This window comes from Microbacterium sp. ZOR0019 (assembly GCF_000800925.1).
GTDB classification, from domain to species: domain Bacteria; phylum Actinomycetota; class Actinomycetes; order Actinomycetales; family Microbacteriaceae; genus Microbacterium; species Microbacterium aurugineum.
In genome coordinates, this window is sequence record NZ_JRKC01000004.1 from 63,137 (window position 1) to 89,624 (window position 26,488).

Consider the following 26,488-nt stretch of genomic DNA (forward strand, 5'->3'; position numbering starts at 1 on the left):
AAGGATTCTGTGACGATCGCTACTCTCACATCCCCAGGATGACGGCACTCGAAGGCCGCAGCGTCGGAAGACGGCACTCGGCACCGGATGTTCACCGGATGCTGGTCGATGGGTCACCGGCTATCCGATCTCCGGTTCCCGAGTCGGTCGATCCGGCGACCGACTCGGGCCCGCTGCTCGCCGGGTGCGCGATCGAGAGAGGGTGACCCGTTGCACCGGGTGCTCTAGGCTCAGGTCATGAGCACCGAAGAAGGCGCCTCCTCGTCTGAGGAGATGAAGCGCAAGTTCAAGGAAGCGCTCGAGAAGAAGAACGCGCACCAGCGGCAGGGCGAGGCACACCTCGACGGCGATTCCGCCGTCCACAGCGCGCACGCCCCGCAGACCCGGCGCGAGTTCCGACGCAAGAGCGGTTGACCGCGCGGATGCGGGAGTCCGTTCCTCGGACTCCCGCATCCCTCTCTCTCGGTCAGGCGCTTCCGGCCCGCATCCGAGCCCGCTCCTCCTTCGCCGCCATCTCCGTGAGAACCGCCTCGCGCAGGTCCTGGACATCGGCCCCTTGCGACCCGCCCGATGTCGCGTGCGCGTCCACCCCATCGAGCAGCGACTCGTCGAACGGCAGCTCGCCGCCGAGGACCCGGCGCACGCGCGCCCGGTCGATCTGCTTCGTCCAGGTGCCGATCAGGAGCGTAGCCACGGCGTTGCCGGTGAAGTTCGTGAGGGCGCGACCCTCGGACATGAAGCGGTCGATGCCGACGATCACCCCGACGCCGTCGACGAGATCGGGACGATAGGCCTGCAGACCACCGGCGAGCGTCGCGAGCCCTGCGCCAGTGACCCCGGCTGCGCCCTTGCTCGCGATGATCATGAACACCAGCAGTCCGATCTGCTCGCCGATCGACATCGGCTGCCCCATCCCGGTGGCGATGAACAGCGATGCCATGGTCAGGTAGATCGCCGTGCCGTCGAGATTGAACGAGTATCCCGTCGGAACCGTGATGCCGACCACCGGCTTGGAGACGCCGACGAACTCCATCTTCGCGATCAGACGCGGGAGCGCGGACTCCGAGGAAGAGGTACCGACGATCAGGAGGTACTCCCGTCCCAGGTACTTCATGAGCGAGAAGATGTTCACCCGAGCCACCGTCCAGAGCAGCGCTCCCAAGACCACGACGATGAACAGGATGCAGGTGATGTAGAACGCGCCCATCAAAATGCCCAGGCTCCAGATCGCTGCGATCCCGGTCTTGCCCACCACCGCCGCGATCGCACCGAACGCCCCGATCGGCGCCAGCCACAGGATCATCCCGAGAATGCGGAACACGAGCTTCTGGAGTTGCTTGACCGCCTCCATGATGGGCGCCCCGCGCTCACCGAGCCCCTGCAGCGCGAATCCGACGAGGAGCGCGATGAACAGCACCTGCAGCACACTCTCACCGGTGAAGGCCGAGAAGAACGTGGTCGGGATGATGCCCAGGATGAACTCCTGCGTCGTCTTCGCCTCCGTGTCGGCCGCGTCGTAGGTCGCCGAGGCCATGTCCAGTCCGGCGCCGGGGTGGATGATGTTGCCCACGAGCAGTCCGATCGCGAGTGCGAACGTCGACATCACCATGAAGTAGAGCAGTGCCAGCCCGCCGATCTTGCCCACGGTCGCGGCCTTGGCGATGGAGCCGACCCCGACGACGATCGTGCAGAAGATGATCGGCGCGATCATCATCTTGATCAGCGCGACGAAGCCCTTGCCGAGAGCTTCGAACCCCTGGCCGATCTCCGGCCAGACCAGACCCACCACGGCACCGAGCACCACGGCGATCAGGACGGACACGTAGAGCCACGTATGCCTGTCCCACGCGTGCTTCCCCCGTCGCCAGTTGAACTTCGGGAGTGCGAATCCTGTCGTGAGCGCCATGCGTCCTCCTTGATCGTCGACGTCGTCGTCCGGTGGCGGCTGCGGTGCCGCCGATCGGGTCCCAGAGTCGCCGACTTCGCGGCGCAGCACGATTTGTGGTCGTATTGGTCTCGGCACGGACCATCGACGATCGGAGGCACGCGATGACGCGCACCTCCCCCGGGCGCAGCACCGCCTCTCGCGTGTTCTTCGTGCTGCTCGGCGCGACCGTCGTTATCGGCGTGCTGGTGGCCGGTTTCCTCGTCGTGGAGACCCAACGGGCGCTCCGGACCGAGGCGGAGCGGGTCACGGCTGCCACCGCGGAGGCTCTGGCGGTCTCGCCGGTGGTCGTGGCCGGGCTCGTCGGCACAGACGCCGAGGCAGCCACCGAGGTTCTCGAGCCCTACACGCTGGACGTGATCGCGCGCGCGGACCTCGACTTCATCACGATCATGACGCCCGACGGCATCCGGATCACGCACCCCGATCCGGCACAGATCGGCAAACGCTACCTCGGAACGATCCCCACCGCCGCCCGCAGCCTCACAGAGGTCTTCACCGGCACGCTCGGACCGTCCGTGCGGACGATCGTGCCCGTGACCGCCGCAGACGGAGAGGTGATCGGGTGGGTCTCGGCCGGCGTCACGACCGAGACCATCAGCGACACCCTGATCCGCCGGCTGCCCCTCACCCTCGGCATCACCGCCGGGCTGATCGCACTCGGCGCGGCCGGGGCCGTGATCGCGCGGCGGGCGACGCGGCGCATCACGGGAGATCTTCCGCCGGGGCAGCTGCGAGATGCGGTCTCTTCGTACGAGTCGATCCGTACGCTCGGCGATGCCCTCCGCGCCCAGACCCATGAACACGGGAACCGGATGCATGCCGCCGTCGCCCTGCTCGAGCTGGGGCGCAGCGCCGAAGCCATCGAGATCCTGACCGAGACGTCTCGCCAGAGTCAATCTCTCGTCGATCAGGTCACGGCGCGGCGTCACGGTGACCCGGCCGTCGGTGCGCTGCTCCTCGGGAAAGCGTCGCAGGCCAAAGAGCGTGGCATCGACTGGCGCGTGCACATCGAGCCGGAGACTCCGCGTACCCCGCTCTCGCCGGTCGACGCCGTCTCGGTGCTCGGCAACCTCGTGGACAACGCGATGGATGCGGCCGCCGAGTCCGAGGATCGCTGGGTGCGGGTGTCCCTGCGCTCCGGGGAGGAAGGTGAGGTGGTGCTCGAGGTCTCCGACAGCGGCCCGGGTATCCCGCGAGCCCAGCAGGACCGGATCTTCGAACAGGGCTACTCGACCAAGCCCGCGGACGCCCAGGGACGCGGCGTCGGCTTGGCACTCGTGCGGTCCGTGGTCACCGGAGCAGGCGGCACAGTCTCGATCAGTGACGGGCCGACGACGTTCCGCGTCGTCCTGCCCGCAGCGACCGGGCCGCGGAGGTCACGCCCATGATCCGCACGCTGCTCGTCGACGACGATGCCCTCACGCTCGAACTCCACCGCGACTACCTGGCCCGCCTCGACGGGTTCATCGTCGCCGGAGAGTGCAGCAGCGCCCGCGCAGCCTTGAACGCGGTGCTCGATCGGCCCGGCGCCGCTGCCTTCGACCTCGTCCTGCTCGACATCACCATGCCGGACGGGTCGGGGATCGATGTGCTGCGGACGCTGCGTGCTCGGGCGGAAGCCACCGACGTCATCGCGATCACCGGGGTGCGTGACGCCGAGACCGTCCGTCAGATGGCGGCCCTCGGCGTCTATCACTACCTGATCAAGCCGTTCCCGTTCGCCGTGTTCCAGGAGCGGATGGTCGGGTACCGCGCCCATCGGGAGCAGGCCACGACGACCGCAGGCGAAGCGACGCAGGCGGAGGTCGACGCCCTCCTTGGCCGTGCCACGGGCACGGTCGCCGTGCCGAAGGGCCTGTCCGTCGCGTCGCTCGAGAAGATCAGCGCCGTGTTGCGGACCTCCGGCCCGCTGTCGGCACGGGAGGCCGCCGAACGGCTCGGGATGTCGCGGGTCGCCGCGCGTCGGTACCTCGAGCACCTCGTGGCGGAGGGCGTGCTCACGCGGGCGGCGCGCTACGGGACGCGCGGACGCCCGGAGACCGAGTACGACTGGAGGCGGCGCACCGGACCGACCGCCTGACCGTCACCCGTCAGGGGCGAGTCGTGATCCGGCTCACTCGCCGGCCAGCCCGCCCAGCATGTGCCCGAACGAGCGCCCCTCGCCCAGGTACGTGGCGGGGTCGTACGGGTCTTCGACCGTCGTCTCCTCACGACGGATGATCGCCTCTGCGAGCTCTCTGGCTCCTCGCTCCACACGCTTGCCGAGCGGAGCCACATCGTCGCCGGAACCACCCCAGTCGCTCGACGCGGCGAACACCCCGGTCGAGACGGCATCGGCGTGGAGGTAGGCGAAGAGCGGCCGGATGGCGTAGTCGATCGCGAGAGAGTGTCGCGCCGTGCCGGCGTTCGCACCGATCAGCACGGGCTTGCCCCGGAGGGAATCCGGGTCGAGCACATCGATGAACGACTTGAAGAGCCCCGAGTAGCTCGTCGAGAAAATCGGCGTCACCGCGATGAGAGCGTCGGCCGAGACCACGGTGTTGATCGCGGTCTCGAGCGCAGGCGGTGCGAAGCCGGTGAGCATGTTGTTGGTGATGTCGTGTGCGTAGTCGCGAAGCTCGATGACATCGACACTCGCCTGGATGTCCTGCTCGGCGAGCGCCTTGACGGTCTCGGTCGCGAGCCGGTCGGCGAGCATCCGCGTGGAGGACGGGTTCGACAGGCCGGCGGAGACGACGGCGATACGACGCGTGGTCATCTCACGCCTCCGTCCGGCCGAGCCCGAATGCCGCGCCGGCGGGGGCGGGAGAGTCCTGATACGGCGAGTCGCCGGTCAGGTTGTCACCGCGGTTGGCGCCGGGACGGGCCTGACGGGTCGGCCCGTCCCCGAACTCGGCCTTGACGCGTGCCGCGTGGGTCGGCGCGTCGGGTACCGCGGCAGGACGGTCGTTCGCGAGTTCCTTGCGGAGCACGGGCACGACCTCGGAGCCGAGGATGTCGAGCTGCTCCAGCACCGTCTTCAGCGGCAGGCCCGCGTGATCGATCAGGAACAGCTGTCGCTGGTAGTCGCCGTAGTGCTCCCGCATGGCGGCGTAGCGGTCGATGACCTGTTGCGGGGAGCCGACGGTCAGCGGAGTCATCTCGGTGAAGTCCTCCATGCTCGGCCCGTGGCCGTAGACCGGCGCGTTGTCGAAGTACGGACGGAACCGGTTGACCGCGTCCTGCGAGTTCGCAGCCATGAACACCTGTCCGCCCAGACCCACGATGGCCTGCTCCCTGGTCCCGTGGCCGTAGTGCTCGAAGCGCTGCCGGTACAGCTCGATCAGGCGCTGGTAGTGCTCCTTCGGCCAGAAGATGTTGTTCGCGAAGAAGCCGTCACCGTAGTAGGCGGCCTGCTCCGCGATCTCCGGGGTGCGGATGGACCCGTGCCAGACGAACGGCGGGATGCCGTCGAGCGGACGAGGCGTCGAGGTGAAGCCCTGCAACGGAGTGCGGAACTTCCCCTCCCAGTCGACCACGTCCTCACGCCACAGCTTGTGCAGCAGCGCGTAGTTCTCGATCGCGAGCGGGAGTCCCTGACGGATGTCCTGCCCGAACCACGGATACACCGGTCCGGTGTTGCCGCGGCCGAGCATGAGGTCCATGCGGCCGTCGGACACGTGCTGGAGCATCGCGTACTCCTCGGCGATGCGCACGGGGTCGTTCGTGGTGATGAGCGTCGTCGACGTGGAGACGATGAGGCGCTCGGTCTGCGCGGCCAGTGCCGCCAGGAAGGTCGTGGGGCTGGAGGACCAGAACGGCGGATTGTGGTGCTCGCCGATGGCGAAGACGTCGAGTCCGACCTCTTCCGCGTGGACGGCGATGGCCGTCGTCGCCTTGATGCGCTCCTGCTCGCTGGGGGTGATGCCGGTGAGGGGGTCGCGGGTGATGTCGCTGACCGACATGATGCCGAACTGCATCGCCTGCGCGCCTGACTGCTCGCTCATGATTGCTCCGTGTTCTCCGAACCGGATGACTCGCATCCAGTTCTATTCACTTGAATGTAACTGTGTCAACGCGCTCACAGCAACTTTATTCCCGGGCTGTAATCTCGGACGATGAGCAGTACCGGCGCCGACCTCACAGGGCCCACCACAGGTTCGATCCCGCGACGAAGACGGCGCGTGCCGTTCTGGGACAACGCACGGTACTTGTGCATCGTGCTCGTCGTCCTCGGACACGCGATACAACGCCTCACCTACGACTCCGACATCGCGTTCGCCCTCTATCTCGCGCTGTACGCGTTCCACATGCCGGCGTTCGCGATCATCTCCGGGTACTTCTCCAAGTCCGGCTCCCCCACCAAGACGCAGATGGCCCGGGTGATCACAGACATCATCCTCCCCTACGTGATCTTCGAGACGCTCTGGACCCTCACCAAGTGGGCCGTGGAAGGCGAGGCATCGCCCAACTTCACGAAGCCGAGCTGGACGCTCTGGTTCCTCCTCGCCCTCGGCATCTTCCGCCTGATCCTCCCCTACCTCGCGCTGCTGCGCTGGCCGTTGCTGTGGACCGTCCTGATCTCGATCGGCTCGGGCTATCTCCCGAACGTCGACAGCACCTTCTCCCTGTCCCGCACGCTCGGACTCCTCCCGTTCTTCGCGCTCGGCTGGTGGCTCCGCGAGCATGACATCGTCGATCGACTGCGGTTGCTCGACTTCCGCCCGTGGTGGATCCGCGCTGCCGCGGTCGCCGTCCTCGCCGCAACGGGCTGGGCGGCCTGGAACTGGCTGCCCCTCTGGCAGGCCATCGACCTTCGACACTGGCTGTTCTATGAGGACGCATACTCCGATCTGGGCGGCGACCAGTGGTGGGCGGGCGGGATCCGGATCGCCCTGATGCTGCTGGCCGTCGTGCTGTGCGCGGCGTTCTTCCTCCTGATCCCCCGCGGCTCGTATTGGTGGACGTCCTTCGGTCAGTACACGATGTACGTCTACCTGCTGCACTCCTTCGTGCTCTATCCGTTCCGCGAGACAGGCGTCCTCCGAGACCTCGAACCCACCTGGCTCTGGCTGCCGCTGGTCACCGCACTCTCGGTGCTCGTCGCACTTCTGCTCGCGACCCGGCCGGTGCGCTGGGTCTTCCGCCCGCTGATCGAACCGCGCCCGGGGTGGTTCTTCGCCGACCCCGAGCTCACTCGACGGGAAGGGCGTCGCAACGATCCCACCGGTTCGCGGCGTCCGGGTCCGACCTCGTGACGGCCAGGAGCGTGGCGCACACCGTGCGGGACAGCATCGTGGAGGCAGCCACGCTCTCCGGCTTCGGCGCACACGGACTGCACGTGCGCATCGGCGACGCCGAGGCCGAGCACCGGTGGACCGCCGACGTCCGGGAAGACGTGCACTCCGTCGCGAAGGGCGTCTGCGTCCTGGGCGCTGCCCTCGCCGCCGACGAGGGGCTGGTCGACGTCGACGAACCGGTGGTCGCCTCTCTTCCCGACTTCGCGCACGGTGACGGGGTCGACGAGGTGACGCTGCGCCATCTCCTGACGATGTCGAGCGGGATCGATCTCCCCTGGTCGGAGACCCTGATGACGGATTGGCCCGACCTGGCGCGCGAGTTCCTCCGACGCCCATCACGTGGGCGCGTCTTCCAGTACTCCAACGCGAGCACCTACACCGCGATGACGGCTCTCGCGGCGCGAGTGGGCGACGTGGGCGAGTATCTGGATGCGCGGCTCTTCGCTCCGCTCGGCATCACCGACGTCGCCTGGGCACGCTGCCCGAACGGACGCATCGAGGCCGGCGGCGGTCTCCCCCTCCGTACGAACGAGATGGCGCGCATCGGGCTGCTGATCCGAGACCGCGGGAAGTGGCGAGGCAGACGGCTGGTGTCGCCGGAGTGGATCGACGCGATGCATGAGGATGCCGTCGTCGCCGGCGAGAACCCCGGATACGACCGCTATGGGCTCGCGGGATGGGGCGGCCCCGGCCCTGCGTGGCGGCTGCACGGAGCGCACGGTCAGCTCCTGATCTTCCTCGACGACGCGGTCGTGACGATCAGCGCGAACGACCATGCCGGTGCCGACGCGATGGCGGCCTCGGTGGTCGCGATCCTCGAGGACGCCCTGCCGACGCCCTGAGGTCAGGCGAAGAGATCGGCTCCGATGTACGACCCCGGCTTCACCCCGGCGGGAACCGCCCAGATCCCTGAACCGACGTGCCGGACGTACTCGTTCATCCGATCGGTCGAGAGTCGCCGCTGCAGGGAGACGAACTGCGACGGATCGCGCTGGTAGGAGAGGAAGAACAGCCCGGCGTCGAGTCGTCCGAGATCGTTGTTGCCGTCGACGTAGTTGTATCCACGACGAAGGATCCGGACGCCGTCGTTGTGCTCGGGATGCGCGAGGCTCACGTGACTGTTCTCATCGATCGCGGTGCCCTGGAAGTCGGGCGCGGTGAACTCGTCACCCCCGGAGAGAGGAGCCCCCTCCCCCTTGTCCCGCCCGATGATCGCATCCTGCTCGGACAGGCGCACCCGGTCCCAGGTCTCGATCAGCATCGCGATCTTGCGGGCGACGAGGTACGAACCGCCGGCGAGCCACGCGGGCTCATCCTGGGTCGAGACCCAGACATGATCCCTGAGCGCGGCGGCATCATCGGCGAGGATGTTCGCCGTACCGTCTTTGAAACCGAACAGGTTGCGCGGCGTCGCCTGCGTCGTCGTGGTGCGTGACGTCTTGCCGAAGCCCAGCTGCGACCAGCGCAAGCGCGCGCGTCCGAACGCGATGCGGCTGAGGTTGCGGATCGCGTGCACCGCCACCTGCGGATCATCCGCACATGCTTGGATGCACAGATCTCCGTGGGATGCCTGCGGGTCGAGGTCGTCCCCGAGGAATGCCGGGAGGCGCTCGAGCCCCGACGGCCGCTGCGCAGCGATGCCGTAGCGGTCGCCTTCCTCGTTCTCGAACAGTCCCGGACCGAAACCGAAGGTGAGGGTGAGTCCCGAGGCAGGAAGGCCCAGGGCCTCACCCGTGTCGTCCGGAGGCGCTTCGGCCGACCCTCCGACGGCACCCGTCGCGCTGACCTCGAGGCCCTGCGCCATCCGCGAGGCCGCATACGACCAATCCTGCAGCAGCGAGATCAGGTCCTCCCGGTCCGTGCGCGGCATCATGTCGAAGCTCGCGAAGTGGAGGTGGTCCTGCACCGGGGTGGTGATGCCGGCCTGGTGCTCGCCGAAGAAGCCGTACGCCGAGTGCGCGTCCTCCGCCGCTCGCGCGCGACCCAGCGCCACACCTCCGGCGAGCCCGGCGCCCGCTCCGACGGCGAGCCCCGCCACACTTCCGCCGATCGCCAGACCGAGGAGCCCTCGTCGGCTCAATCCACCGGAGGCGGATGCATCGCGCGTCGCCGCCTCGTCGGGCGCAGCGCCCTCTTCAGGTTCGTTCACGTCCGTGATGGTATCCGGTCGGTTCGGCACGCGGCTGATCAGTCGAGAACCGTGCTGGTGAGCTGCGAGAGCGGCTCGGCGAGGGCGTTGATCAGATCGGTGAACTCCCGCTTGTCGCCTTCCGTCAACGCGGAGTATCCGACGAACCCGTCCGTCAGCGAACCGTGTGCGGCGAGCGAATCATCGAGGGACGCGTAACCCGCTTCGATCTCGCCGACGAGCGCCTTCCCGTCTTCGCCCTGCGCGACGGCGAAGTCCTTCACGAGAGAGAAAGCCATCTTGGACCCCTCGACATTCGCCGCGAAGTCGTAGAGGTCGGTCCCGGACCACCAGTCCTCCTCGCCGGAGATCTTTCCCGTCGCGACCTCGTCGAGCAACGCGATGGCGCCGTTGGAGATCCCGCCGATGCCCTGGTCATCGAGAGCCGTCGTGAAGTCGTCCGAGTGCACGTACTCGTACAGCTCCTGGACGTCGGCGAGAAGCAGGTCACCGTAGTCGGCGCGCTCCTGGGGCGTCGACGGCGCCCAGTCCTGCCAGGCCGACGTCTCGCCGTCGGCGTTCAGGGCGTCCTGCGCCGGCACCCACAAGTCCTTCTCGATGCGGTGGAAGCCTGTCCAGTCCAACCCCTCGGCGACGGCGTCGACCTCACGGTAATCGATGCGCGGGTCGAGGTCGCCCAGTGCCTCGGCGACCGGTTCGATGCGCTCGTAGAACGCACGGGTCTGCGGGAAGAGCTCCCGTGCAGTGGCGTCATCGCCGGATTCGTACGCGGTGACGAATTCCTCGACGGCCGGGACGAGCTGGCCGACCTGGTCCTTCACGAACGCGGCGTAGAGGTCGACCGCCTGCTGCTTCTGCTCGGCGTCGGGTCCTTCGACAGCCACCCGATCGCCCGTGACGGTGAAGGCGGCCTTGCCGACTCCGTCACCGATCATGCCCGGCTTGCAGAGCGTGAAGTACTCTCCCGGCTGCGCCACGACCGTGAGGGTGCGGGATGCCGCGGGGGCGATGTTCTCGACCTCGCCGACGATGCGGAGACCGTCTTCGGCCAGGAGGTAGAACTCGGAGACCTGATCGGTGTCGTTCTTGACGTCGAAGGTGAGCGTCCCGCTCTTGGCCGTGGCCGCCGACACGGCGCAGTCGGTAGCGGTCGAGGATACGGCGAAGGCGGCATCCGCGGCGACGTCGCTCTTCGCGACGCACCCGCTCAGGACGAGCACTGCGGCTCCCGCGGCCGCCAGGGTCCCCAGGACACGGTGAGAGGTGGTCATGCTGCTCCTTGTTGTGTGAGAGAAGTCGGTGACGGCCCGGACTCGGGCAGCGGCGCGTCGTGTGACCGAGCCGCACGCGGAGACCGCAGGCCCCGCACGTACAGTGATCCGACGACGAGGATGTAGAGGGTCCACGCGATGACCTGGACCCACGTCATCGCGGGCATGAAGCCGACCGTGGCCTGCAGCACCGCGGCCAGCGGACCACTCGGCGCGATGACGGACGACACGTCGAAGGCCCAGCCGAACGGGAACCCCGCTCCGCCGACGGCGACCGCGCCCGTCACGGGGTCGAGCGGTGCAGCGGCGGTGAACGGCCCGGGGAGGGCACCCGCCTCCTGCAGATCCATCAGCGCGTAAGCGAGCACGCCGGCCGCGACGACGACCAGGAAACCACCGGTCCACGCGAAGAAGCGGCGCAGGTCGAGCTTCACGGCTCCGCGGGAGATGAGCCAGCCGACGATGACGGCGGCGGCGAGGCCGAGCAGCGCACCGAGCAGAGCGGAGGGGGCGTCGCCGAATGCCTGCACCATCGACCACAGCAGAAGAGTCGTCTCGATACCTTCACGCGCGACGGAGACGAAACCGATCGCGACCAGCGCCCAGAGCCCGCCGGTGGTGAGCGCACGATCGAGACCGCCCTCCAGCGTCGCCTTCATCGTGCGTCCGGCGCGCTGCATCCAGAAGATCATCCACGTGACCATGCCCACGGCCAGGAGCGAGAGCCCGCCGCCGATCAGCTCCTGCGCCTCGAACGTGAGCTCGTAGGCACCGAAGGTGAGCACGGCGCCGATGCCGAGGGCGAGGGCGATCGCGAGTCCCACTCCGGCCCACATCTTGGGGAGCGCATCCTGACGGCCGAGGCGACGGAGATACGCGACGAGGATGCCGACGACCAGCGCGGCTTCCAGACCTTCACGGAGGCCGATGAGAAAAGTGGCGAGCACGGGAGAACTCTCTTGCGATGACTGAGGTAAGGCATCCCTTACCTCCAGGACTCTAGCATCTCCTCGACGCGATATCGGAACAGGATGCGTCGGGCTGGACGAACGTGCGCGGTAACGCGACGCAACAGTCACCCTCACTCCTGGACGGCCGACGTACCCTCGGTCCATGTCTGAACTCTCGCTCCCGATCCTCGACCTGTCCCAGCTCGATCAAGGCCCCGAGGCCGCGGCGCGCTTCTGCGAGAGCCTCCGGGCGGCGACGCACGATGTCGGCTTCTTCTATCTCACCGGCACGGGCATCTCCCCGGAGCTGGAATCACGTCTGCACCGAGCTGCGCGCGACTTCTTCGCCCTCCCCGAGGAGGACAAGCTCGCGATCGAGAACGTGAACAGTCCGCACTTCCGTGGCTACACCCGCATCGGCGGCGAGCGCACCCGGGGCGAGGTCGATTGGCGTGAGCAGATCGACATCGGGCCCGAGCGCGAGCCTCTGGACGACGGCCCCGCGTTCAACCGCCTGATCGGGCCGAACCTCTGGCCGGCTGCACAACCGGAGTTGGAGGAGGTCGTGGCTGAGTGGCACGAAGCCCTCTCGGAGGTCTCGCGCACACTGTTGCGCGCCTGGGCACTGGCGCTCGGTGCCGACGAGACGTACTTCGACGAGCACTTCGGGGAGCCGTCGACCCTCATCAAGATCGTGCGCTACCCGGGCACCCATGAGCCGGAGCCGCAGCAGGGTGTCGGGGCGCACAAGGACTCCGGTGTGCTCACGCTGCTGTGGGTCGAACCCGGCAAGGGGGGACTGCAGGTCGAACGCGACGGCGTCTGGGTGGACGCTCCCCCGGTGCCCGGGGCCTTCGTCGTGAACATCGGGGAGCTGCTCGAGTATGCGACCGGCGGATACCTCAAGGCGACGAACCATCGGGTCGTCTCTCCGCAGGCACCGGATGACCGCATCTCGATCCCGTTCTTCTTCAACCCCGCGCTCGACAAGCGTCTGCCGTTGATCGAGCTCCCTGCGGAACTCGCGGCCGAGGCGAACGGGGTGACGGACGACCCGGACAACCCGATTCACGCGCTCTACGGCGAGAACGCGCTGAAGTCACGCCTGCGCGCCCACCCGGACGTCGCAGCGATCCACCATGCCGACCTCGTCGGCGCGCGAGTCTGAGCGGGAGCGCCCATCTGTCGCCTGCCTCCGCGGCTGCGTGACCCACCACACATGACGAAGGCCGCCCCACACCGTGGGGCGGCCTTCTCAAGAATGTTCTGCGCGATTGAACGCTGGCGGAATCTGCCTTATCGGCGAAGACCCAGGCGCGCGATCAGCGAGCGGTAGCGCTCGATGTCGACGCTCTGGAGGTAGCCGAGCAGACGACGGCGCTGACCCACGAGCAGGAAGAGGCCACGACGCGAGTGGTGGTCGTGCTTGTGCTCCTTCAGGTGCTCGGTGAGGTCCTTGATGCGCTGCGTCAGCATCGCCGCCTGCACCTCGGGGGATCCGGTGTCACCGGGGTGCGTCGCGTACTCTTCGATGATCGCCTTCTTGACGTCTGCTTCCAGTGCCATAGATTCGATCCCCTCTCTGCTTGTTGCGCGGCGCCCGACGCCTGATACGTGGGCTCTCTTTATCCGCGGCCGATCGAACGGCAACCTGAAGAGTCTACCAGCCGAGCGCTCCCCCGTGTGACACGGGCGGATACCGCGCACCCCGGTGCAACTAGGCTCGAACGGTGCAGAAGAAGATCCACCGGTGAGCGCGCGCCGCGGTCATCTGATCGACCTCACCCCGCTGAAGACCAGTCCCGCCTTCGCGCGGATGTGGATCGGTTCGACCCTGGCCGGTATCGGCGGGCAGCTGACGATCGTCACGGTGATGCTGCACGTGTTCGTACTGACCGGGAGCACCTTCGCGGTGTCGATGATCGCGGTCGCCGGACTCGTGCCGATGATCCTCGCCGGACTGTACGGCGGGATGCTCGCGGACGCATTCGACCGGCGGCGGGTGGCACTGATCGCGGCCACGATCACGTTCGTCTCGACCGCGCTCCTCGCCGCCCTCACCTGGACGGGCAGTGAGACCATCTGGTGGCTCTATGCGTTGAGCATGATCAACTCGGCGGCGAACTCCGTCGGGATGGCCACCCGCACAGCCATCGTCCCTCGGCTCATCCCCCGCACGCAGCTCGCCGCGGCATCCGCATTGAACGGCGTCGCGTTCGGGCTCACCGTGATGGCAGGTCCCGCACTCGCCGGGCTCCTGGTGGCGCTCACCGGCTACGGCTGGACCTACACGATCGACGTCGTGCTCATGCTCTCGATGTTCCTCGGGCTGTGGACCCTCCCGGTGCTGCGCCCGGAAGGGGATGTCGTGCGACCAGGCTTGGCATCCCTCGTCGACGGGTGGCGATTCCTCCGCAGGGCCGGCAACATCCGGATGCAGTACATCATCGACATCATCGCCATGACCTTCGGTCAGCCCCTCGTGCTCTTCCCGGCGCTGGGCACGGTCCTCCTCGGTGGAGGCGCCATCACCACCGGAATCCTGACCGCGGCCGTCGCCGTCGGCACCTTCGCCTCGAGCCTCTTCTCCGGACGCGTCGTCCAATATCGCTGGCACGGCCGCGGGATCGCGAGGGCGGTCGAGGCATACGGGGCATCGATCCTGCTGTTCGGTCTGGTGCTGCTGATCGGAGCCCTCTCGGATTCCGCGTCGGAGGACGCACCGAACGTCGGATTGATCATCGCCGCCTGCGCGGCACTCGCCCTCTCCGGGGCATCGGACAATGTCAGCTCCATCTACCGCAACACCATGATGCAGGCGGCCGTCCCGGACGCCATGCGTGGCCGACTGCAGGGTCTCTTCGTGGTCGTCGTCGCCGGCGGACCACGGGTGGGCGCCCTCTACGCCGGAACCCTCGCGACCCTGACGACGCTCTGGTTCCCTCCCCTGTTGGGCGGCGTCCTGGTGATCGCCCTGGTCGCGATGCTCTCCCGCCGGAATCGGCGTTTCCTCGACTACGACGCAGAAGACCCCGAGCCCTGAGGGCCCGGGGTCCTGGATGCTGCGCGCAGCGCGATCAGTCCTGCTGCAGGGCGCCCTGAAGGTCCAGGTTGATCGTGATGTCCTTGCCCACGAGCACGCCGCCGGTCTCGAGTGCCGCGTTCCAGGTGAGGCCGAAGTCCTCGCGGTTGATCACGGCCTTCGCAGAGGCACCCGCCTTGTAGTTGCCGTACGGGTCGGTGCCGAAGCCACCGAAGTCGAGCTCGAAGCTGACCGGCTTGGTGACGCCGCGGATCGTGAGGTCGCCATCGACGACGAGCTCGTCACCCTTGACGCGGGTCCCCGTGGAGACGAACTCCATGGTCGGGAAGTTCTCGGTGTCGAAGAAGTCTGCCGAACGGAGGTGTGCGTCGCGGCCCTCGTCATTCGTGTCGACGGAGGTCACGTCGACAGTCGCCTCGACCTTGGCCTCGAGCGGGTTCTCGGGAGCGATCAGCGTCGCGTTCTTGACGCCGAACGTGCCCCTCACCTTGGAGATCATCATGTGGCGGACGCTGAACGTCACCTCGCTGTGCGAAGGGTCGAGCACCCAGGTGCCGGGACGGTAGCCGGGAATGTCGATGCTGGTCATGGTTTCTCCTTCGGAGACATCGGCCGCGGTTGCGGCGTCGGACAGGGGCCGCAGTGACGCGACCCTCGTGACAACTTGCATTCACTCGAATGTATTCCCACGAATGAAGATGATCTCGTGCCCGCACAGCACGAGACGCTCCTCTTCAGACGAAGAGGAGCGTCTCGCAGGAACGTCGACGGGGTCAGACCGCGATCAGATCGATGATGAAGATCAACGTCTTCCCCGAGAGGAAGTGTCCGCCACCGGCCGGACCGTAGGCGAGGTGCGGAGGGACGATGAGCTCTCGACGACCGCCGACCTTCATGCCGGGGATTCCTTCCTGCCACCCCTGGACGAGCGCGGCGAGAGGGAACTGGATGGTCTCACCACGACCCCAGGAGGAGTCGAACTCTTCACCGGACTCGTACTCGACACCGGCGTAGTGGACGGTCACGGTGTCGCCGCGCTTGGCCTCCGCGCCGTCTCCTTCGATGATGTCGCGGATGACGAGTTCCGCAGGAGCGGGACCGGTGGGAGCGTCGAACTCTGGCTTTGTGCGATCAGTCATGCTTCCATCAAACCGAGCATCGTGGACGAGGTCAACGCGATCGCACTTGCTCACAGCGAACAGCGAGACCAGGCGTCGACACAAAACCCTCTTGACACTCGGCGAGAGCCGGTGCACCCTGTTTACAGATCAACTCAGCGCCCGGGAGACTCGCAGGCATCGCCGCAGCACCGGGCGCTGAGTCTTGCCACGGGCTCCGTCAGCGCCCGACTCAGTACGCCAGCAACGCCGCCCTGGCTGCGCGCGTGCGGATCAGCAAGGCGCGCTCGTCATCCACCGCGAGGGGATCGCGCCCGGTGATCGCACGCTGGCGGACAGCGGCCAGTGCCGTCGCGTCCTTGATGAATTCGCGCATGAGTGGCCTCCGGTCGCCTCGGAGTCCGCGTGCCCAGGCGAGGCCAGCCTTGCGACCGCTCGACGTGGCGAGCATCGTGACCTCTTCCGGGGTGAACCACCCCGCGCTCGCATACTCGGCGAGGCGGGCCCGGGTGAGGCGCGCCTCCTCGCGGCGCAGCGCGATGATCCCGAGGATGAAGCCGATGAAGAGCGGCACCTGGAGTGTGAAGTAGAGACCGAAGAAGTCGGCGAACGTCGCTGAGCCGTTCCACAGTCCGTGCAGCAGCACGGCCCCGAGCCCTCCCAGCAGTCCGGCGCCCAGCGCCGAGCCCGCCGAGCCGTGTCGACGCGCCACGAGGCCGATCGCGAAACCCGTGACGGCCGTGAACATCGCGTGCGCGAAGGGCGAGAGGATGGCGCGCACCGCGAACGTCACGGTCAGCTGCTCGCCACCACCCTCGATCAGGCTGATCGCGAAGTACTGGATGTTCTCGGTGAAAGCGAAACCGGCTCCCACGAGCGCCCCGTACACGACGCCGTCGACCGGACCGTCGAATGCCCGGCGGGCCAGAAGGAAGATCAGGAAGACGCCGACTCCCTTCCAGAACTCCTCGACGATCGGTGCCTGCACCACCGCGGTGAAGGCTTCGGAGGTGGGACCGATCAGGATCGTCAGGCCGACATCGACGAGAAGCGTGAGCCCGACCGCCGCCACGGCTCCCCAGGCGATCGCGAAGAAGATCAGTCGCTTGGGTTCGGGCTCCCAGCGGTCGATCATGCGCACACCGAGGAACACGATGGTCAGAGGGATCAGCGCGAGGACCAGGCCGACCACCGAGGCGAATGCGCCCAGCGCCCAGCCGAAGTAGCCGATCAGAGCCAGGAGCAGGAAGCCCAGGAAGCCGAACAACCACAGCGAGATCGTCCGCCCCTTGCGCGTCGGTACCGGCAGCGCCGGAAGCGACTCCGCGGGCGAGGGTGCGACCGGGGCCGGCGGCGTGTACGGCGTCGGCTGGGCGAGCGCCGACGCGTAGCCCGACTGCCGAAACGCTCCCGTGGCCGGCGGAGGCGTGTACGGCGACGGTTGCTGCGGCGGGGGTGGTCCTCCGAAACTCATAGCCAAAGCCTAAGGGGCACAAGAGGGACGGCCTCGGTATGGCTGTGTCCTCCATCCGCGGACCGGCCGCCACCCGGTAGCGTAGGAGCATGCGGTTCGCTCATCTGCGCCGTCCTGACTCCCCTCGCGCGGTTCTCGCCGTGGTCCAGGACTCGGACGCCATCCTCGTCTCTGATCTCCTGACCGACGCCCCTGCTACGCTGCAGCAGCTCATCGAAGGTGGGGATGCCCTTCTCGAGGCTCTGCGCGTGGCGCTGGCCGCAGGTGCCGCCGTCCGTCATCCGCTCGGTGACTGGTCGTTCGATTCCGCGGTGCTCGCACCCCCGGCCGTCCTCGCCGTGGGGCTGAACTATGCCGCCCACTCGAGCGAGCTCGGCCTGAAGACCGACGCCGCGCCCACCGTGTTCACCCTGTGGCCGAACTCGCTCACCGGCCACGATCAGACGACCTCCTGGCCGCGTGACCTCAGCGAGGCCGTGGACTACGAGGCAGAGCTCGGCGTCCTCATCGGCACCCCCGCGAAAGACGTCAGCGAGCAGGACGCCCTCACGCACGTCTGGGGTTACACCGTGGTCAACGACATCACCGCGCGGAACATCCAGTTCTCCGAGGCCCAGTGGTCCCGATGCAAGTCCTTCGACGGGTTCACACCGACCGGGCCCTTCGCGGTGACCGCGGACGAGATCCCCGATCCGCAGGACCTCCACATCTGGACCGTCGTGGACGGGCACACCGTGCAGGACGCGAGCACCGGACAGATGGTGCGCTCCGTCGCGAAGCTGATCGCCCACCTGTCGCAGTCCCTCACGCTGCTGCCCGGCACCCTCATCTCGACGGGCAGCCCCGGAGGCGCCGGGTACTCACGCGACCCGCAGATCTTTCTCCGCGATCACTCGACCGTGACCGTGGGCATCGACGGCATCGGCGAACTCACGACCCACTGCCGCATCACGGACTGAAACGGATCGAACGCACGAGGGGACGGACGCCGTGGCGTCCGTCCCCTCGTGCGTTCCCGCGCTGTCAGATCTCGATCAGATCCTCCGGCGCGACGACCGGGATCGCAGCGGTGACCGTCTCCAGTCCCGACAGGCGTGCCGGCGACAGCTGCTTGACGACCTCGTCACGCGACATCAAGCCCGCCTCGACGACGAGATCGGCGACATTCCGATTTGTCAGCAGCGCGGTCTTCGCGAGCGCCGCTGCGGCTGCGTAGCCGATGAACGGCGTCAGCGCGGTGATGACGCCGACCGACGCCCCGACCATCGCCCCGAGGCGGTCGCGGTTCGCGGTGATGCCGTCGACGCAGTTGACACGCAGGGTCCACATCGCCTGGCGCATCCAGGTGATGGACTGGAAGATCGAGTGCGCGATCACCGGCTCGAAGGCGTTCAGCTGCAGCTGCCCGGCCTCTGCCGCCATCGTGACCGTCATGTCGGCACCCGCGACGGCGAAGGCCACCTGGTTCACGACCTCCGGGATCACGGGGTTCACCTTGCCCGGCATGATGCTGGACCCCGCCTGCATCGCGGGAAGGTTGATCTCCCCCAGCCCGGCCTGCGGTCCCGACGACAGGAGACGCAGGTCGTTGCAGATCTTCGAGAGCTTCATCGCGTTGCGCTTGAGCGTCGAGGAGAACGACATGAACGAACCGGTGTCACTGGTGGCCTCGACGAGGTCTCCCGCGGTGCGCAGGTCGAGCCCGGTGATCTCCCGCAGGTGCTTCAGCACGGCAGGGGCGTAGCCCCGATGCGTCGTGATGCCGGTGCCGATCGCGGTCGCCCCCATGTTGATCTCGAACATCAGCGACGCGTTCTCGGTCAGGCGGGTGTGGTCGTAGCCGAGCGTCGTGGCGAAGCCGTTGAACTCCTGCCCGAGCGTCATCGGCACGGCATCCTGCAGCTGGGTACGACCGACTTTCAGGACGTCGTGGAACTCCCGCGACTTGCCCAGGAAGGACAGTCGGAGCAGATCCAGCTCCTCGAGCAGGGACCGCAGCGTCAGCGAAAGACCGATCTTCACGGCCGTCGGGTAGACGTCGTTGGTGGACTGGCTGCGATTCGTGTGGTCGATCGGCGAGAGGAACGCGTAGTCGCCCTTCTCCCGGCCGGCGAGTTCGAGCGCGATGTTGGTGATGACCTCGTTCGCGTTCATGTTGGTCGACGTACCGGCACCGCCCTGGATGACGCCCACCGTGAACTGCTCGTGGAACTCGCCGTCGATCACACGCTGCGCAGCACGATCGATCAGGTCGGCACGCTCGGCGTCGAGCACCCCGATCTCACGATTCGCGCGGGCGCTCGCCTGCTTGACCATCGCCAGGCCGACCACGAGATCGGGGTATACCGAGATCGGCCGCTTCGTGATCGGGAAATTCGCGTCGGCGCGGGCGGTGTGGATCCCCCAGTACGCGTCGACGGGAATCTCCATGCTCCCGAGCGAATCGGTCTCGGTGCGGGTCAGGGTAGGCGCGGCAGAAGCCATGTCACATCCTCGTGGGTCGTGGCGGGTGAGAAGAGTGGGGGATGTGCCCAGTCTACGCCGCTCAGCGCCCGGGTTTGCGGGAGAAGGCCTCGAGTCGCCCTTCCGGTGAGAGCTTCGACATCCGCTCCACCCAGGCCTCCGAGAAGTAGTCGCCGGTCACCGCGTCGGTCACCGGGACGACGGTGTGGGTGATCGTGTCGGGATACACGTGGACCATCTGGAATGCCTGCGCGGCGTCCATGCCGTTCACCTCGGCCGCCGGACGTGCCACGTTCATCGTGTAGCAGGTGGCCGACGCGACGCTCACCGGAACCCCGGCGAACATCCCGTGTGACGAATAGTGCAGATGTCCGGCCAGGATGCCACGGACATCGCTGCCGCGGATGACGTCGGCGAGTTCGTCCTGATGGCGCAGTTCCAGGATGTCGAAGAGCGGCAGATGGCTCGGGAGCGGCGGATGATGCATCGCGAGCAACGTGCCGTGCGGCGCAGGCTGGGCGAGCTGATCCGCGAGCCAGGACAGTTGACCGGCATCGAGATCGCCGTGGTGCCAGCCGGGGACGCTGGTGTCGAGGGCGACGAGACGCAGCCCGCCGAGGTCCCAGACCCCGGTGACGGGCTCTTCGGTCGGCTCGAGGTCCAGGAGTCCTGCGCGCAGGGCAGGACGCTCATCATGGTTTCCCGCCACCCAGACGATCGGCGCGCCGAGCTCCTCGGCAACCGGTTCGACGGACGCGCGCAGACGACGATAGGCGTCCGGCTCCCCCAGATCGGCGAGATCCCCGGTCACGACGATCGCCGTCGGGTGCGGGTGCACCGCACGGATCGCCTCCAGCGTGCGCGCGAAGTTCGCCTCGACGTCATACCGCCCGCCCAGCGATGCTCCCCCGGCGAGGAAGTGCGGATCGCTGACGTGGATCAGGACATGCGACGCCGGAGCGTGCCGGCCGAAGGTGTACGCGTCACCGATTGCTGCGGACATGCCCTCAGCCTAGGCGTCTGGTCAGTACTGCAGGTGTAGTGATCAGATAGGATGCGGTGGTGGCGCGGAACGAAGGCAGAAGACAGGCGATCGCGGATGCGGGGCTCACCGTGCTCGCTCGCGAGGGCTCCCGTGGGCTGACCCACCGTTCCGTCGATGCTGCGGCCGGCGTGCCGACCGGCACCACGTCGAACTACTTCCGCAGCCGCGATGCGCTGGTGGCCGGACTGGTCGAACGCATCGGTGAGCGCCTCTCCCCCACACCGGAGGAGCTGGAGCGCCGTTCCGCGGGCGAACCGGGCCGCGCGCTGTTCGCCGACTACGTGCGCGACATCGTCCGCCGACTCACCGATGACCGGGAAGTGACGCTCGCGCTCTTCGAACTGCGGCTCGAGAGCAGCCGCCGCCCCGAAGTGGCCGCGGTGCTCGGCGCCTGGCAACGCGCAGGGCTCGAGGAGGACGTCGCCTTCAATACGAGGGCGGGCCTCCCGGGGGGACGGCGCGAGATCGCGCTGTTCCACTACGCGATCGACGGGCTCCTGCTCGACCGGCTGACCACACCGATCGACCCGGAGTCACCGACCGATGACATCATCGATGACCTGGTGGAGGGTCTGCTGCGGTGATCCGAGGGTGCGCCGTGCGGATCAGTGTCCGATGACGAGCATGAGGATGCCGGCGACGACAGCCGCAGCGCAGAGCGCGAAGCACGCATAGGCGCCGACGAGAGCCGTCGTCTTCTGCCCCTCGGTGAGCGGGCTCTTCTTCGCCGCCTTCGCCGCCTGCTTCTCGGCGCGACGGAGCTCCTTCTCGGTGATCACGGTGATCGCGTCGGTGAACTCCGCGGGGCTCACGACCGGAGCACGCCCGCTGCGCACCAGCAGACGGAGGCCAAGCGCGTAGAAGGTGACGATCGCAGCCGCACCGATCAGCGCCGCCAGGAACACCTGGAGGAACGCGAGCCAGTCGATCACGATGTTCATTCGGACTCCTCCTTCCGCGCCGCATCCGCACTCTTCGACACGGCCCCGGTCTTCGCTGCCTTGCCGTCGGACTTCGCCTGAGCCTTCTTCTTGGCCTTGTCAGCCGCATCCTTCTTGGCCTGCGCCTTCGCCTTGTCGCGCGCTTCCGCACGAGCCTTCGCCTCCGCCTTCGCCTCGGCGATGCGCTGCTGGCGTCGCGTGGGCGGTGGCGTGTCGGGGAGCTCGACCGCGCGTCCCGACTCAGCGACGTCGCTCATGGCGTTCGCGGGTGTCACGGCGTTACGGCGCGAGCGCATGAAGAGCCCGAGGATGATCGCGAGTGCGAGGACCGCGTCGATCGCGACCCCCCAGTTGCCGAGCCAGACCACCAGGAGCGCGGCCAGCGCGCCGACACCACCCGCTGCGGGCAGCGTGAGGATCCAGCCCACGCCGATCCGACCGGCGGTCCGCCAGCGGACCGTGGAGCCGCGGCGTCCGAGTCCGGAGCCGATCACGGAGCCCGAGGCGACCTGGGTCGTGGAGAGCGCGAAGCCGAGTGCGCTGGAGGCGAGGATGGTGGCCGCGGTCGAGCTCTCGGCGGCGAATCCCTGCGCGGGTTTCACATCGGTGAGCCCCTTGCCGAGCGTGCGGATGATGCGCCAACCGCCCAGGTACGTGCCGAGCGCGATCGTGAAGGCACACGCGACGATCACCCAGAGCTCCGGCTCGTGATGCGCCCCCGACTGCCAGCCGATCGTGATCATCGCGAGAGTGATGACGCCCATGGTCTTCTGCGCGTCGTTGGTGCCGTGTGCGAGCGCGACCAGGGAGGACGTGAAGATCTGCCCCCACCGGAACCCGTCACGGCCATCCGGCTTTCCGTCGTAGCGACGGGTGATCGAGTACGCGATCTTCGTCGCGGCGAAAGCGATCAGGCCGGCGGTGACGGGTGCGATCAGCGCCGGAAGCACGATCTTCGAGAGCACCATGCCGAAGTCGATGCCCCCCACGCCCGCGCCGACGATCGTCGCACCGATGAGCCCGCCGAAGAGCGCATGGGACGAGCTCGAGGGCAGTCCGAGGAGCCAGGTGAGCATGTTCCACGTGATCGCGCCGATCAGGCCGGCGAAGATCAGCGAGAGGAAGAGGTCAGCCCCCGCGGAGAGGATCGCGTCCTCCCGGATGATGCCGCCGGAGATGGTCTTCGAGACCTCGGTGGACAGGAACGCCCCGATGAGGTTCAGGACGGCGGCGAGGAGGACGGCGGTCTTGGGCTTCAGCGCGCCGGTGGCGATCGGCGTCGCCATGGCATTCGCGGTGTCGTGAAAACCGTTGGTGAAGTCGAAGAAGAGTGCTAGCGCGATGACGAGCACGACGATGAGGGCTGCGGTTTCCACCGTTCGCTTTCGGTCGTTGAGGAAGAAGGAGTTGTCGACGATATCGACGTGCTGAACGAAGAGTTCACCGTGGGTTTGACTTCCGTTAACCGGCCCCGGTAAATCCTCCCACCCTCCCCCGCGCCGGTCAACTCGACCTGGGATAGCGTGGAACGGTGATTGACGCCCCGCTCGCTGCCCGCCGTTCCACCCTCCGCACTCATCATGGCGACACGTTCGACGACCCGTACGAGTGGATGCGGGCGAAGGACTCCGAGGAGGTCATCGCACACCTCGAGGCCGAGAACGCCTACACGGATGCGCAGACCGCCCACCTCGCCGCGCTTCGGACGAAGCTGTTCGAGGAGATCAAGGCCCGCGTGCAGGAGACCGATCTCTCGGTACCCACCCGCCGAGGCGACTGGTGGTACTACAGCCGGACCGAAGAGGGAGCGCAGTACGGTATCCACTGCCGCGCTGCTGCCGACGCCGGCGAGTGGACTCCGCCCGTGCTCGAGCCGGGCGTCCCTGTTCCGGGTGAAGTGGTCCTTCTCGACGGGAACATCGAGGCCGAAGGGCATGAGTTCTTCTCGCTCGGCGCGTTCGACACCTCCGACGACGCCACGAAGCTGTTGTGGTCGACCGATTTCGAGGGCGACGAGCTCTACACGGTGCACGTGCGCGATCTGACGACCGGAGCGACTCTCGACGACGAGATCCCGAACACGGGCGGCGCCTTCTTCACGCCGGACGGCACCGGAGTCCTCTACACGACCCGGGACGACGCATGGCGGCCCGACACCCTGTGGCTGCATCGCCTGGGCACACCCGTCGCGGACGACGTCCGACTGTTCCACGAACCCGATGAGAAGTTCTGGCTCGGTGCAGGGATCACACGAAGCCGGCGGTACCTCGTGATCGGCGTCGGCTCGAGCATCACGAGCGAGGAGTACCTGGTCGATCTGACCGGCGATCTCACCGCCGAACCGCGACTGGTCTGGCCGCGCCGCGAAGGGGTGGAGTATTCGATCGATCATGCGGTGGTGGACGGCGAGGACCGGCTGTTCATCCTCCACAACGACGGCGCCCTGGACTTCGAGCTGGTCTCCGTCGCGGCCTCCGATCCCCAGGGAGAGCGGCTCCCGGTCGTCGCGCACGAGGCAGGAAGACGGCTGCTCGGCATGGACGCGTTCCGTGACTTCGCCACCGTCGAGTACCGACGCGAAGGACTCGAGCGCGTCGGTCTGCTCGACTACCCCACGAACACCCTCGACGAGATCCCCTTCGACGAACCGCTGTACTCCGCGGGCGTCAGCGGCAACCCGGAATGGCACTCGCCGTTCCTGCGCCTCGGATACACGTCGTTCGTCACCCCGGGGACGGTGTACGACCTCGATCTCTCGAATCGCGACCTGATCCTGCGCAAGCAGGTCTCCGTCCTGGGCGGCTATGACCCCGCGGAGTACGGCCAGCGGCGTGAATGGGCGACGGCCCCCGACGGCGTGCGTGTGCCCATCTCACTCGTGTGGAAGCGCTCGTTCGGCGAACCCGGCACGGACGCGCGGCCGCTGCACCTGTACGGATACGGATCGTACGAGCACTCGATCGACCCCGGCTTCTCGGTCGCCCGGTTGTCCGAACTCGACCGCGGGGTGATCTTCGCCGTCGCCCACGTGCGCGGTGGTGGGGAGATGGGCCGTCAGTGGTACGAGGACGGCAAGCTCCTGCACAAGCGCAACACCTTCACGGACTTCGTCGCCTGCGCCGAGCACCTGGTCGCGACGGGCGTGACGACACCGAAGCGCCTGGTCGCCGAGGGCGGGAGCGCGGGTGGTCTGCTGATGGGAGCGGTCGCCAATCTCGCTCCCGAGCTCTTTGCAGGCATCCTCGCCGGTGTGCCGTTCGTGGACGCCCTGACGACGATCCTGGATCCGTCCCTACCGCTCACCGTGATCGAGTGGGACGAGTGGGGCGACCCGTTGCACGGCTCGGACGTCTACGACTACATGAAGTCGTACTCGCCCTACGAGAACGTGAGAGACGGCGTCGAGTATCCGCGGATCCTCGCCGTGACCTCCCTCAACGACACGCGTGTCCTGTATGTGGAACCCGCGAAGTGGGTCGCACGTCTGCGAGAGGCCGGCGCCTCGGACGTCCTCCTCAAGTGCGAGATGGTCGCGGGACACGGCGGCGTGAGCGGACGCTACAACTCCTGGAGGGAGCGGGCGTTCGAACTCGCCTGGCTGCTCGACACCCTCGGTCTCGCCGAGGACTGAACCGCCGTGGTGGGGCGCCCCGCACGGGGCGCTCCCCCGCTCCGCGTCCTCAGCCGAAGAGTGCAGCGGCCTCGTCATAGCGGTAGCGCGGCACCGTGTTCAGCTCCCCGAGAGCATCGGCGAAGGGCACCCGCACGATGTCGGTACCCTGCATGGCGACCATCTGCCCCCAGGCGCCGTCGACGAGCGCATCCGCCGCGTGCAGACCGAGTCGCGTCGCGAGCACCCGATCGAACGCCGACGGCGATCCACCACGCTGGATGTGACCGAGGATCGTCGCCCGGGTCTCGATGCCGGTGATGCGCTCGATCTCCGGAGCGAGCATGTCGCCGATGCCGCCGAGCCGGGGACGGTTGAAAGCGTCGAGCCCCTTGTCGCTGTAGGCCTCTTCCATGCCGAGGAGCTTGAATCCCTCGGAGACGACCACCAGAGGCGCGCGACCACGATCGTGGGCACTGGTCACCAGCTCGGTGATGTCGTCGATCGACATCGGAACCTCGGGGATGCAGATGACGTGCGCACCGGCGGCCATGCCCGCGTGCAGGGCAATCCAGCCGACGTGGCGGCCCATGACCTCGGCGACCATGCAGCGCTGGTGGGAATCGCCGGTCGTGCGGAGGCGGTCCATGGCATCGGTGGCGATGTTCACCGCCGTGTCGAAACCGAAGGAGTAGTCCGTGGCCTGCAGGTCGTTGTCGATCGTCTTGGGGACGCCGATGACCTTGATCCCGTCCTTCGCCAGACGGTCCGCGGCGGCGAGCGTCCCCTCGCCGCCGATCGCCACGATGCCGTCGATCTTGTGGCCGTACAGCGTCTTCGCGATGTTCTCGGCGCCTCCGCGCTCCCCCTCGTAGGGGTTCGTGCGGCTGGTGCCGAGGATGGTCCCACCGACCTTCGAGAGCCCCTTCACCTCATGGCGCGTGAGCGGCATGAAGTCGCCGTCGACGAGGCCACGCCACCCGTCCCGGATGCCGACGAACTCCAGGTCGTACGTGGTGGTGCCCTTGAGCACGATGCCGCGGATGACCGCGTTGAGGCCGGGGCAGTCGCCGCCGCTCGTCAGGATGCCGATCTTCATGCTGGTGCCTTCAGACGTTCGGGTGATGGGGGAACAGGCGACGCTGCCTTCGATCGACACTAGTGCCCCCGCGCGCTCGCGCGCCATTCGACGTCGAC

Annotated in this window: 25 protein-coding genes; 10 read left to right on the top strand and 15 right to left on the bottom strand. The window is 67.6% G+C overall.

Annotated features, from left to right (window positions below):
• The first annotated feature begins 237 nt into the window (after nucleotides 1–237).
• On the top strand, nucleotides 238–414 hold the full coding sequence (locus L978_RS18860; protein ID WP_165875365.1) for a DUF5302 domain-containing protein: 177 nt from the start codon (nucleotides 238–240) through the stop codon (nucleotides 412–414).
• Between the two features lie 52 nt (nucleotides 415–466).
• Here L978_RS18860 and L978_RS00755 read toward each other — a convergent pair whose 3' ends face one another.
• On the bottom strand, nucleotides 467–1,906 hold the full coding sequence (locus L978_RS00755; RefSeq protein ID WP_047519322.1) for a cation:dicarboxylate symporter family transporter: 1,440 nt from the start codon (nucleotides 1,904–1,906) through the stop codon (nucleotides 467–469).
• A 143-nt stretch (nucleotides 1,907–2,049) separates the two neighbouring features.
• On the opposite strand from L978_RS00755, the gene L978_RS00760 reads away from it, so the two are divergent.
• The gene (locus tag L978_RS00760) at nucleotides 2,050–3,336 is read left to right on the top strand and encodes an ATP-binding protein (RefSeq protein ID WP_047519324.1); all 1,287 of its coding nucleotides are present in this window, start codon (nucleotides 2,050–2,052) and stop codon (nucleotides 3,334–3,336) included.
• Complete coding sequence (locus tag L978_RS00765; RefSeq protein WP_047519325.1) at nucleotides 3,333–4,028, top strand: response regulator; 696 nt, start codon at nucleotides 3,333–3,335, stop codon at nucleotides 4,026–4,028. Before L978_RS00760 ends, L978_RS00765 begins: the two co-directional genes overlap by 4 nt.
• A 33-nt stretch (nucleotides 4,029–4,061) precedes the next feature.
• Here the strand turns inward: L978_RS00765 and L978_RS00770 are convergent, their stop codons facing one another.
• Nucleotides 4,062–4,706, bottom strand: a complete 645-nt coding sequence (locus L978_RS00770) for an FMN reductase (RefSeq protein WP_047519327.1) — start codon at nucleotides 4,704–4,706, stop codon at nucleotides 4,062–4,064.
• Between the two features lies 1 nt (nucleotide 4,707).
• Nucleotides 4,708–5,934 carry an LLM class flavin-dependent oxidoreductase gene (locus tag L978_RS00775; RefSeq protein ID WP_047519329.1) on the bottom strand — a complete coding sequence of 409 codons (1,227 nt, stop codon included), beginning with the start codon at nucleotides 5,932–5,934 and terminating at the stop codon, nucleotides 4,708–4,710.
• A gap of 111 nt (nucleotides 5,935–6,045) precedes the next feature.
• Here L978_RS00775 and L978_RS00780 point away from each other — a divergent pair, with 111 nt between their 5' ends.
• Nucleotides 6,046–7,185 carry an acyltransferase family protein gene (locus tag L978_RS00780; protein WP_052193233.1) on the top strand — a complete coding sequence of 380 codons (1,140 nt, stop codon included), beginning with the start codon at nucleotides 6,046–6,048 and terminating at the stop codon, nucleotides 7,183–7,185.
• Between the two features lie 11 nt (nucleotides 7,186–7,196).
• Nucleotides 7,197–8,069, top strand: a complete 873-nt coding sequence (locus L978_RS00785) for a serine hydrolase domain-containing protein (protein WP_052193234.1) — start codon at nucleotides 7,197–7,199, stop codon at nucleotides 8,067–8,069.
• Nucleotides 8,070–8,071: 2 nt separating this feature from the next.
• Here the strand turns inward: L978_RS00785 and efeB are convergent, their stop codons facing one another.
• From efeB to efeU, 3 genes are read right to left on the bottom strand one after another with little or no spacing between them, the layout of a single operon-like run.
• Nucleotides 8,072–9,385, bottom strand: coding sequence for an iron uptake transporter deferrochelatase/peroxidase subunit (gene efeB / locus L978_RS00790; protein WP_442921779.1), 1,314 nt, complete (start codon nucleotides 9,383–9,385; stop codon nucleotides 8,072–8,074).
• A gap of 29 nt (nucleotides 9,386–9,414) precedes the next feature.
• The gene (gene efeO, locus L978_RS00795; protein ID WP_047519331.1) at nucleotides 9,415–10,647 is read right to left on the bottom strand and encodes an iron uptake system protein EfeO; all 1,233 of its coding nucleotides are present in this window, start codon (nucleotides 10,645–10,647) and stop codon (nucleotides 9,415–9,417) included.
• Nucleotides 10,644–11,594: an iron uptake transporter permease EfeU gene (gene efeU / locus L978_RS00800; RefSeq protein ID WP_047519333.1), complete on the bottom strand. Its 951-nt coding sequence runs from the start codon at nucleotides 11,592–11,594 to the stop codon at nucleotides 10,644–10,646. Before efeU ends, efeO begins: the two co-directional genes overlap by 4 nt.
• Nucleotides 11,595–11,760: 166 nt before the next feature.
• Here efeU and L978_RS00805 point away from each other — a divergent pair, with 166 nt between their 5' ends.
• Nucleotides 11,761–12,765, top strand: a complete 1,005-nt coding sequence (locus L978_RS00805; protein WP_047519334.1) for an isopenicillin N synthase family dioxygenase — start codon at nucleotides 11,761–11,763, stop codon at nucleotides 12,763–12,765.
• 128 nt (nucleotides 12,766–12,893) lie between these two features.
• Here L978_RS00805 and rpsO read toward each other — a convergent pair whose 3' ends face one another.
• Nucleotides 12,894–13,163 carry a 30S ribosomal protein S15 gene (gene rpsO / locus L978_RS00810; protein ID WP_017203073.1) on the bottom strand — a complete coding sequence of 90 codons (270 nt, stop codon included), beginning with the start codon at nucleotides 13,161–13,163 and terminating at the stop codon, nucleotides 12,894–12,896.
• A 184-nt stretch (nucleotides 13,164–13,347) separates the two neighbouring features.
• Between rpsO and L978_RS00815 the strand changes: the two genes are divergently transcribed.
• Entirely contained in the window at nucleotides 13,348–14,640 is a 1,293-nt protein-coding gene (locus L978_RS00815) for an MFS transporter (protein WP_047519338.1), read from the top strand.
• Between the two features lie 34 nt (nucleotides 14,641–14,674).
• Here L978_RS00815 and L978_RS00820 read toward each other — a convergent pair whose 3' ends face one another.
• From L978_RS00820 to L978_RS00830, 3 genes are all read right to left on the bottom strand, one after another.
• Nucleotides 14,675–15,229 carry a YceI family protein gene (locus tag L978_RS00820; RefSeq protein WP_047519339.1) on the bottom strand — a complete coding sequence of 185 codons (555 nt, stop codon included), beginning with the start codon at nucleotides 15,227–15,229 and terminating at the stop codon, nucleotides 14,675–14,677.
• A gap of 184 nt (nucleotides 15,230–15,413) precedes the next feature.
• A complete protein-coding gene (locus L978_RS00825; RefSeq protein WP_047519341.1) occupies nucleotides 15,414–15,779 on the bottom strand; it encodes an FKBP-type peptidyl-prolyl cis-trans isomerase in 366 nt (121 codons plus the stop codon).
• Between the two features lie 211 nt (nucleotides 15,780–15,990).
• Nucleotides 15,991–17,232: a PrsW family intramembrane metalloprotease gene (locus L978_RS00830; protein WP_047519343.1), complete on the bottom strand. Its 1,242-nt coding sequence runs from the start codon at nucleotides 17,230–17,232 to the stop codon at nucleotides 15,991–15,993.
• A gap of 89 nt (nucleotides 17,233–17,321) precedes the next feature.
• On the opposite strand from L978_RS00830, the gene L978_RS00835 reads away from it, so the two are divergent.
• Nucleotides 17,322–18,191: a fumarylacetoacetate hydrolase family protein gene (locus tag L978_RS00835; RefSeq protein ID WP_047519345.1), complete on the top strand. Its 870-nt coding sequence runs from the start codon at nucleotides 17,322–17,324 to the stop codon at nucleotides 18,189–18,191.
• Between the two features lie 64 nt (nucleotides 18,192–18,255).
• Here the strand turns inward: L978_RS00835 and L978_RS00840 are convergent, their stop codons facing one another.
• A complete protein-coding gene (locus tag L978_RS00840; RefSeq protein WP_047519347.1) occupies nucleotides 18,256–19,716 on the bottom strand; it encodes an aspartate ammonia-lyase in 1,461 nt (486 codons plus the stop codon).
• A 61-nt stretch (nucleotides 19,717–19,777) separates the two neighbouring features.
• Entirely contained in the window at nucleotides 19,778–20,698 is a 921-nt protein-coding gene (locus tag L978_RS00845) for a phosphodiesterase (protein ID WP_047519348.1), read from the bottom strand.
• A 59-nt stretch (nucleotides 20,699–20,757) separates the two neighbouring features.
• On the opposite strand from L978_RS00845, the gene L978_RS00850 reads away from it, so the two are divergent.
• Complete coding sequence (locus L978_RS00850) at nucleotides 20,758–21,324, top strand: TetR/AcrR family transcriptional regulator (protein WP_047519350.1); 567 nt, start codon at nucleotides 20,758–20,760, stop codon at nucleotides 21,322–21,324.
• A 21-nt stretch (nucleotides 21,325–21,345) separates the two neighbouring features.
• Here the strand turns inward: L978_RS00850 and L978_RS00855 are convergent, their stop codons facing one another.
• Nucleotides 21,346–21,681, bottom strand: coding sequence for a hypothetical protein (locus L978_RS00855; RefSeq protein ID WP_047519352.1), 336 nt, complete (start codon nucleotides 21,679–21,681; stop codon nucleotides 21,346–21,348).
• Nucleotides 21,678–23,057 carry an inorganic phosphate transporter gene (locus L978_RS00860; RefSeq protein WP_047519354.1) on the bottom strand — a complete coding sequence of 460 codons (1,380 nt, stop codon included), beginning with the start codon at nucleotides 23,055–23,057 and terminating at the stop codon, nucleotides 21,678–21,680. Before L978_RS00860 ends, L978_RS00855 begins: the two co-directional genes overlap by 4 nt.
• A 155-nt stretch (nucleotides 23,058–23,212) precedes the next feature.
• On the opposite strand from L978_RS00860, the gene L978_RS00865 reads away from it, so the two are divergent.
• On the top strand, nucleotides 23,213–25,312 hold the full coding sequence (locus L978_RS00865; protein ID WP_047519356.1) for a S9 family peptidase: 2,100 nt from the start codon (nucleotides 23,213–23,215) through the stop codon (nucleotides 25,310–25,312).
• Between the two features lie 49 nt (nucleotides 25,313–25,361).
• Here L978_RS00865 and L978_RS00870 read toward each other — a convergent pair whose 3' ends face one another.
• Complete coding sequence (locus L978_RS00870) at nucleotides 25,362–26,390, bottom strand: 6-phosphofructokinase (protein ID WP_047519389.1); 1,029 nt, start codon at nucleotides 26,388–26,390, stop codon at nucleotides 25,362–25,364.
• Between the last annotated feature and the right edge of the window lie 98 nt (nucleotides 26,391–26,488).

Coding starts and splice junctions, on each gene's coding strand:
- L978_RS18860 (WP_165875365.1), top strand. CDS start 238: ATGAGCACCGAAGAAGGCGCCTCCTCGTCTGAGGAGATGAAGCGCAAG.
- L978_RS00755 (WP_047519322.1), bottom strand. CDS start 1,906: ATGGCGCTCACGACAGGATTCGCACTCCCGAAGTTCAACTGGCGACGG.
- L978_RS00760 (WP_047519324.1), top strand. CDS start 2,050: ATGACGCGCACCTCCCCCGGGCGCAGCACCGCCTCTCGCGTGTTCTTC.
- L978_RS00765 (WP_047519325.1), top strand. CDS start 3,333: ATGATCCGCACGCTGCTCGTCGACGACGATGCCCTCACGCTCGAACTC.
- L978_RS00770 (WP_047519327.1), bottom strand. CDS start 4,706: ATGACCACGCGTCGTATCGCCGTCGTCTCCGCCGGCCTGTCGAACCCG.
- L978_RS00775 (WP_047519329.1), bottom strand. CDS start 5,934: ATGAGCGAGCAGTCAGGCGCGCAGGCGATGCAGTTCGGCATCATGTCG.
- L978_RS00780 (WP_052193233.1), top strand. CDS start 6,046: ATGAGCAGTACCGGCGCCGACCTCACAGGGCCCACCACAGGTTCGATC.
- efeO (WP_047519331.1), bottom strand. CDS start 10,647: ATGACCACCTCTCACCGTGTCCTGGGGACCCTGGCGGCCGCGGGAGCC.
- L978_RS00805 (WP_047519334.1), top strand. CDS start 11,761: ATGTCTGAACTCTCGCTCCCGATCCTCGACCTGTCCCAGCTCGATCAA.
- rpsO (WP_017203073.1), bottom strand. CDS start 13,163: ATGGCACTGGAAGCAGACGTCAAGAAGGCGATCATCGAAGAGTACGCG.
- L978_RS00820 (WP_047519339.1), bottom strand. CDS start 15,229: ATGACCAGCATCGACATTCCCGGCTACCGTCCCGGCACCTGGGTGCTC.
- L978_RS00825 (WP_047519341.1), bottom strand. CDS start 15,779: ATGACTGATCGCACAAAGCCAGAGTTCGACGCTCCCACCGGTCCCGCT.
- L978_RS00830 (WP_047519343.1), bottom strand. CDS start 17,232: ATGAGTTTCGGAGGACCACCCCCGCCGCAGCAACCGTCGCCGTACACG.
- L978_RS00835 (WP_047519345.1), top strand. CDS start 17,322: ATGCGGTTCGCTCATCTGCGCCGTCCTGACTCCCCTCGCGCGGTTCTC.
- L978_RS00840 (WP_047519347.1), bottom strand. CDS start 19,716: ATGGCTTCTGCCGCGCCTACCCTGACCCGCACCGAGACCGATTCGCTC.
- L978_RS00845 (WP_047519348.1), bottom strand. CDS start 20,698: ATGTCCGCAGCAATCGGTGACGCGTACACCTTCGGCCGGCACGCTCCG.
- L978_RS00855 (WP_047519352.1), bottom strand. CDS start 21,681: ATGAACATCGTGATCGACTGGCTCGCGTTCCTCCAGGTGTTCCTGGCG.
- L978_RS00870 (WP_047519389.1), bottom strand. CDS start 26,390: ATGAAGATCGGCATCCTGACGAGCGGCGGCGACTGCCCCGGCCTCAAC.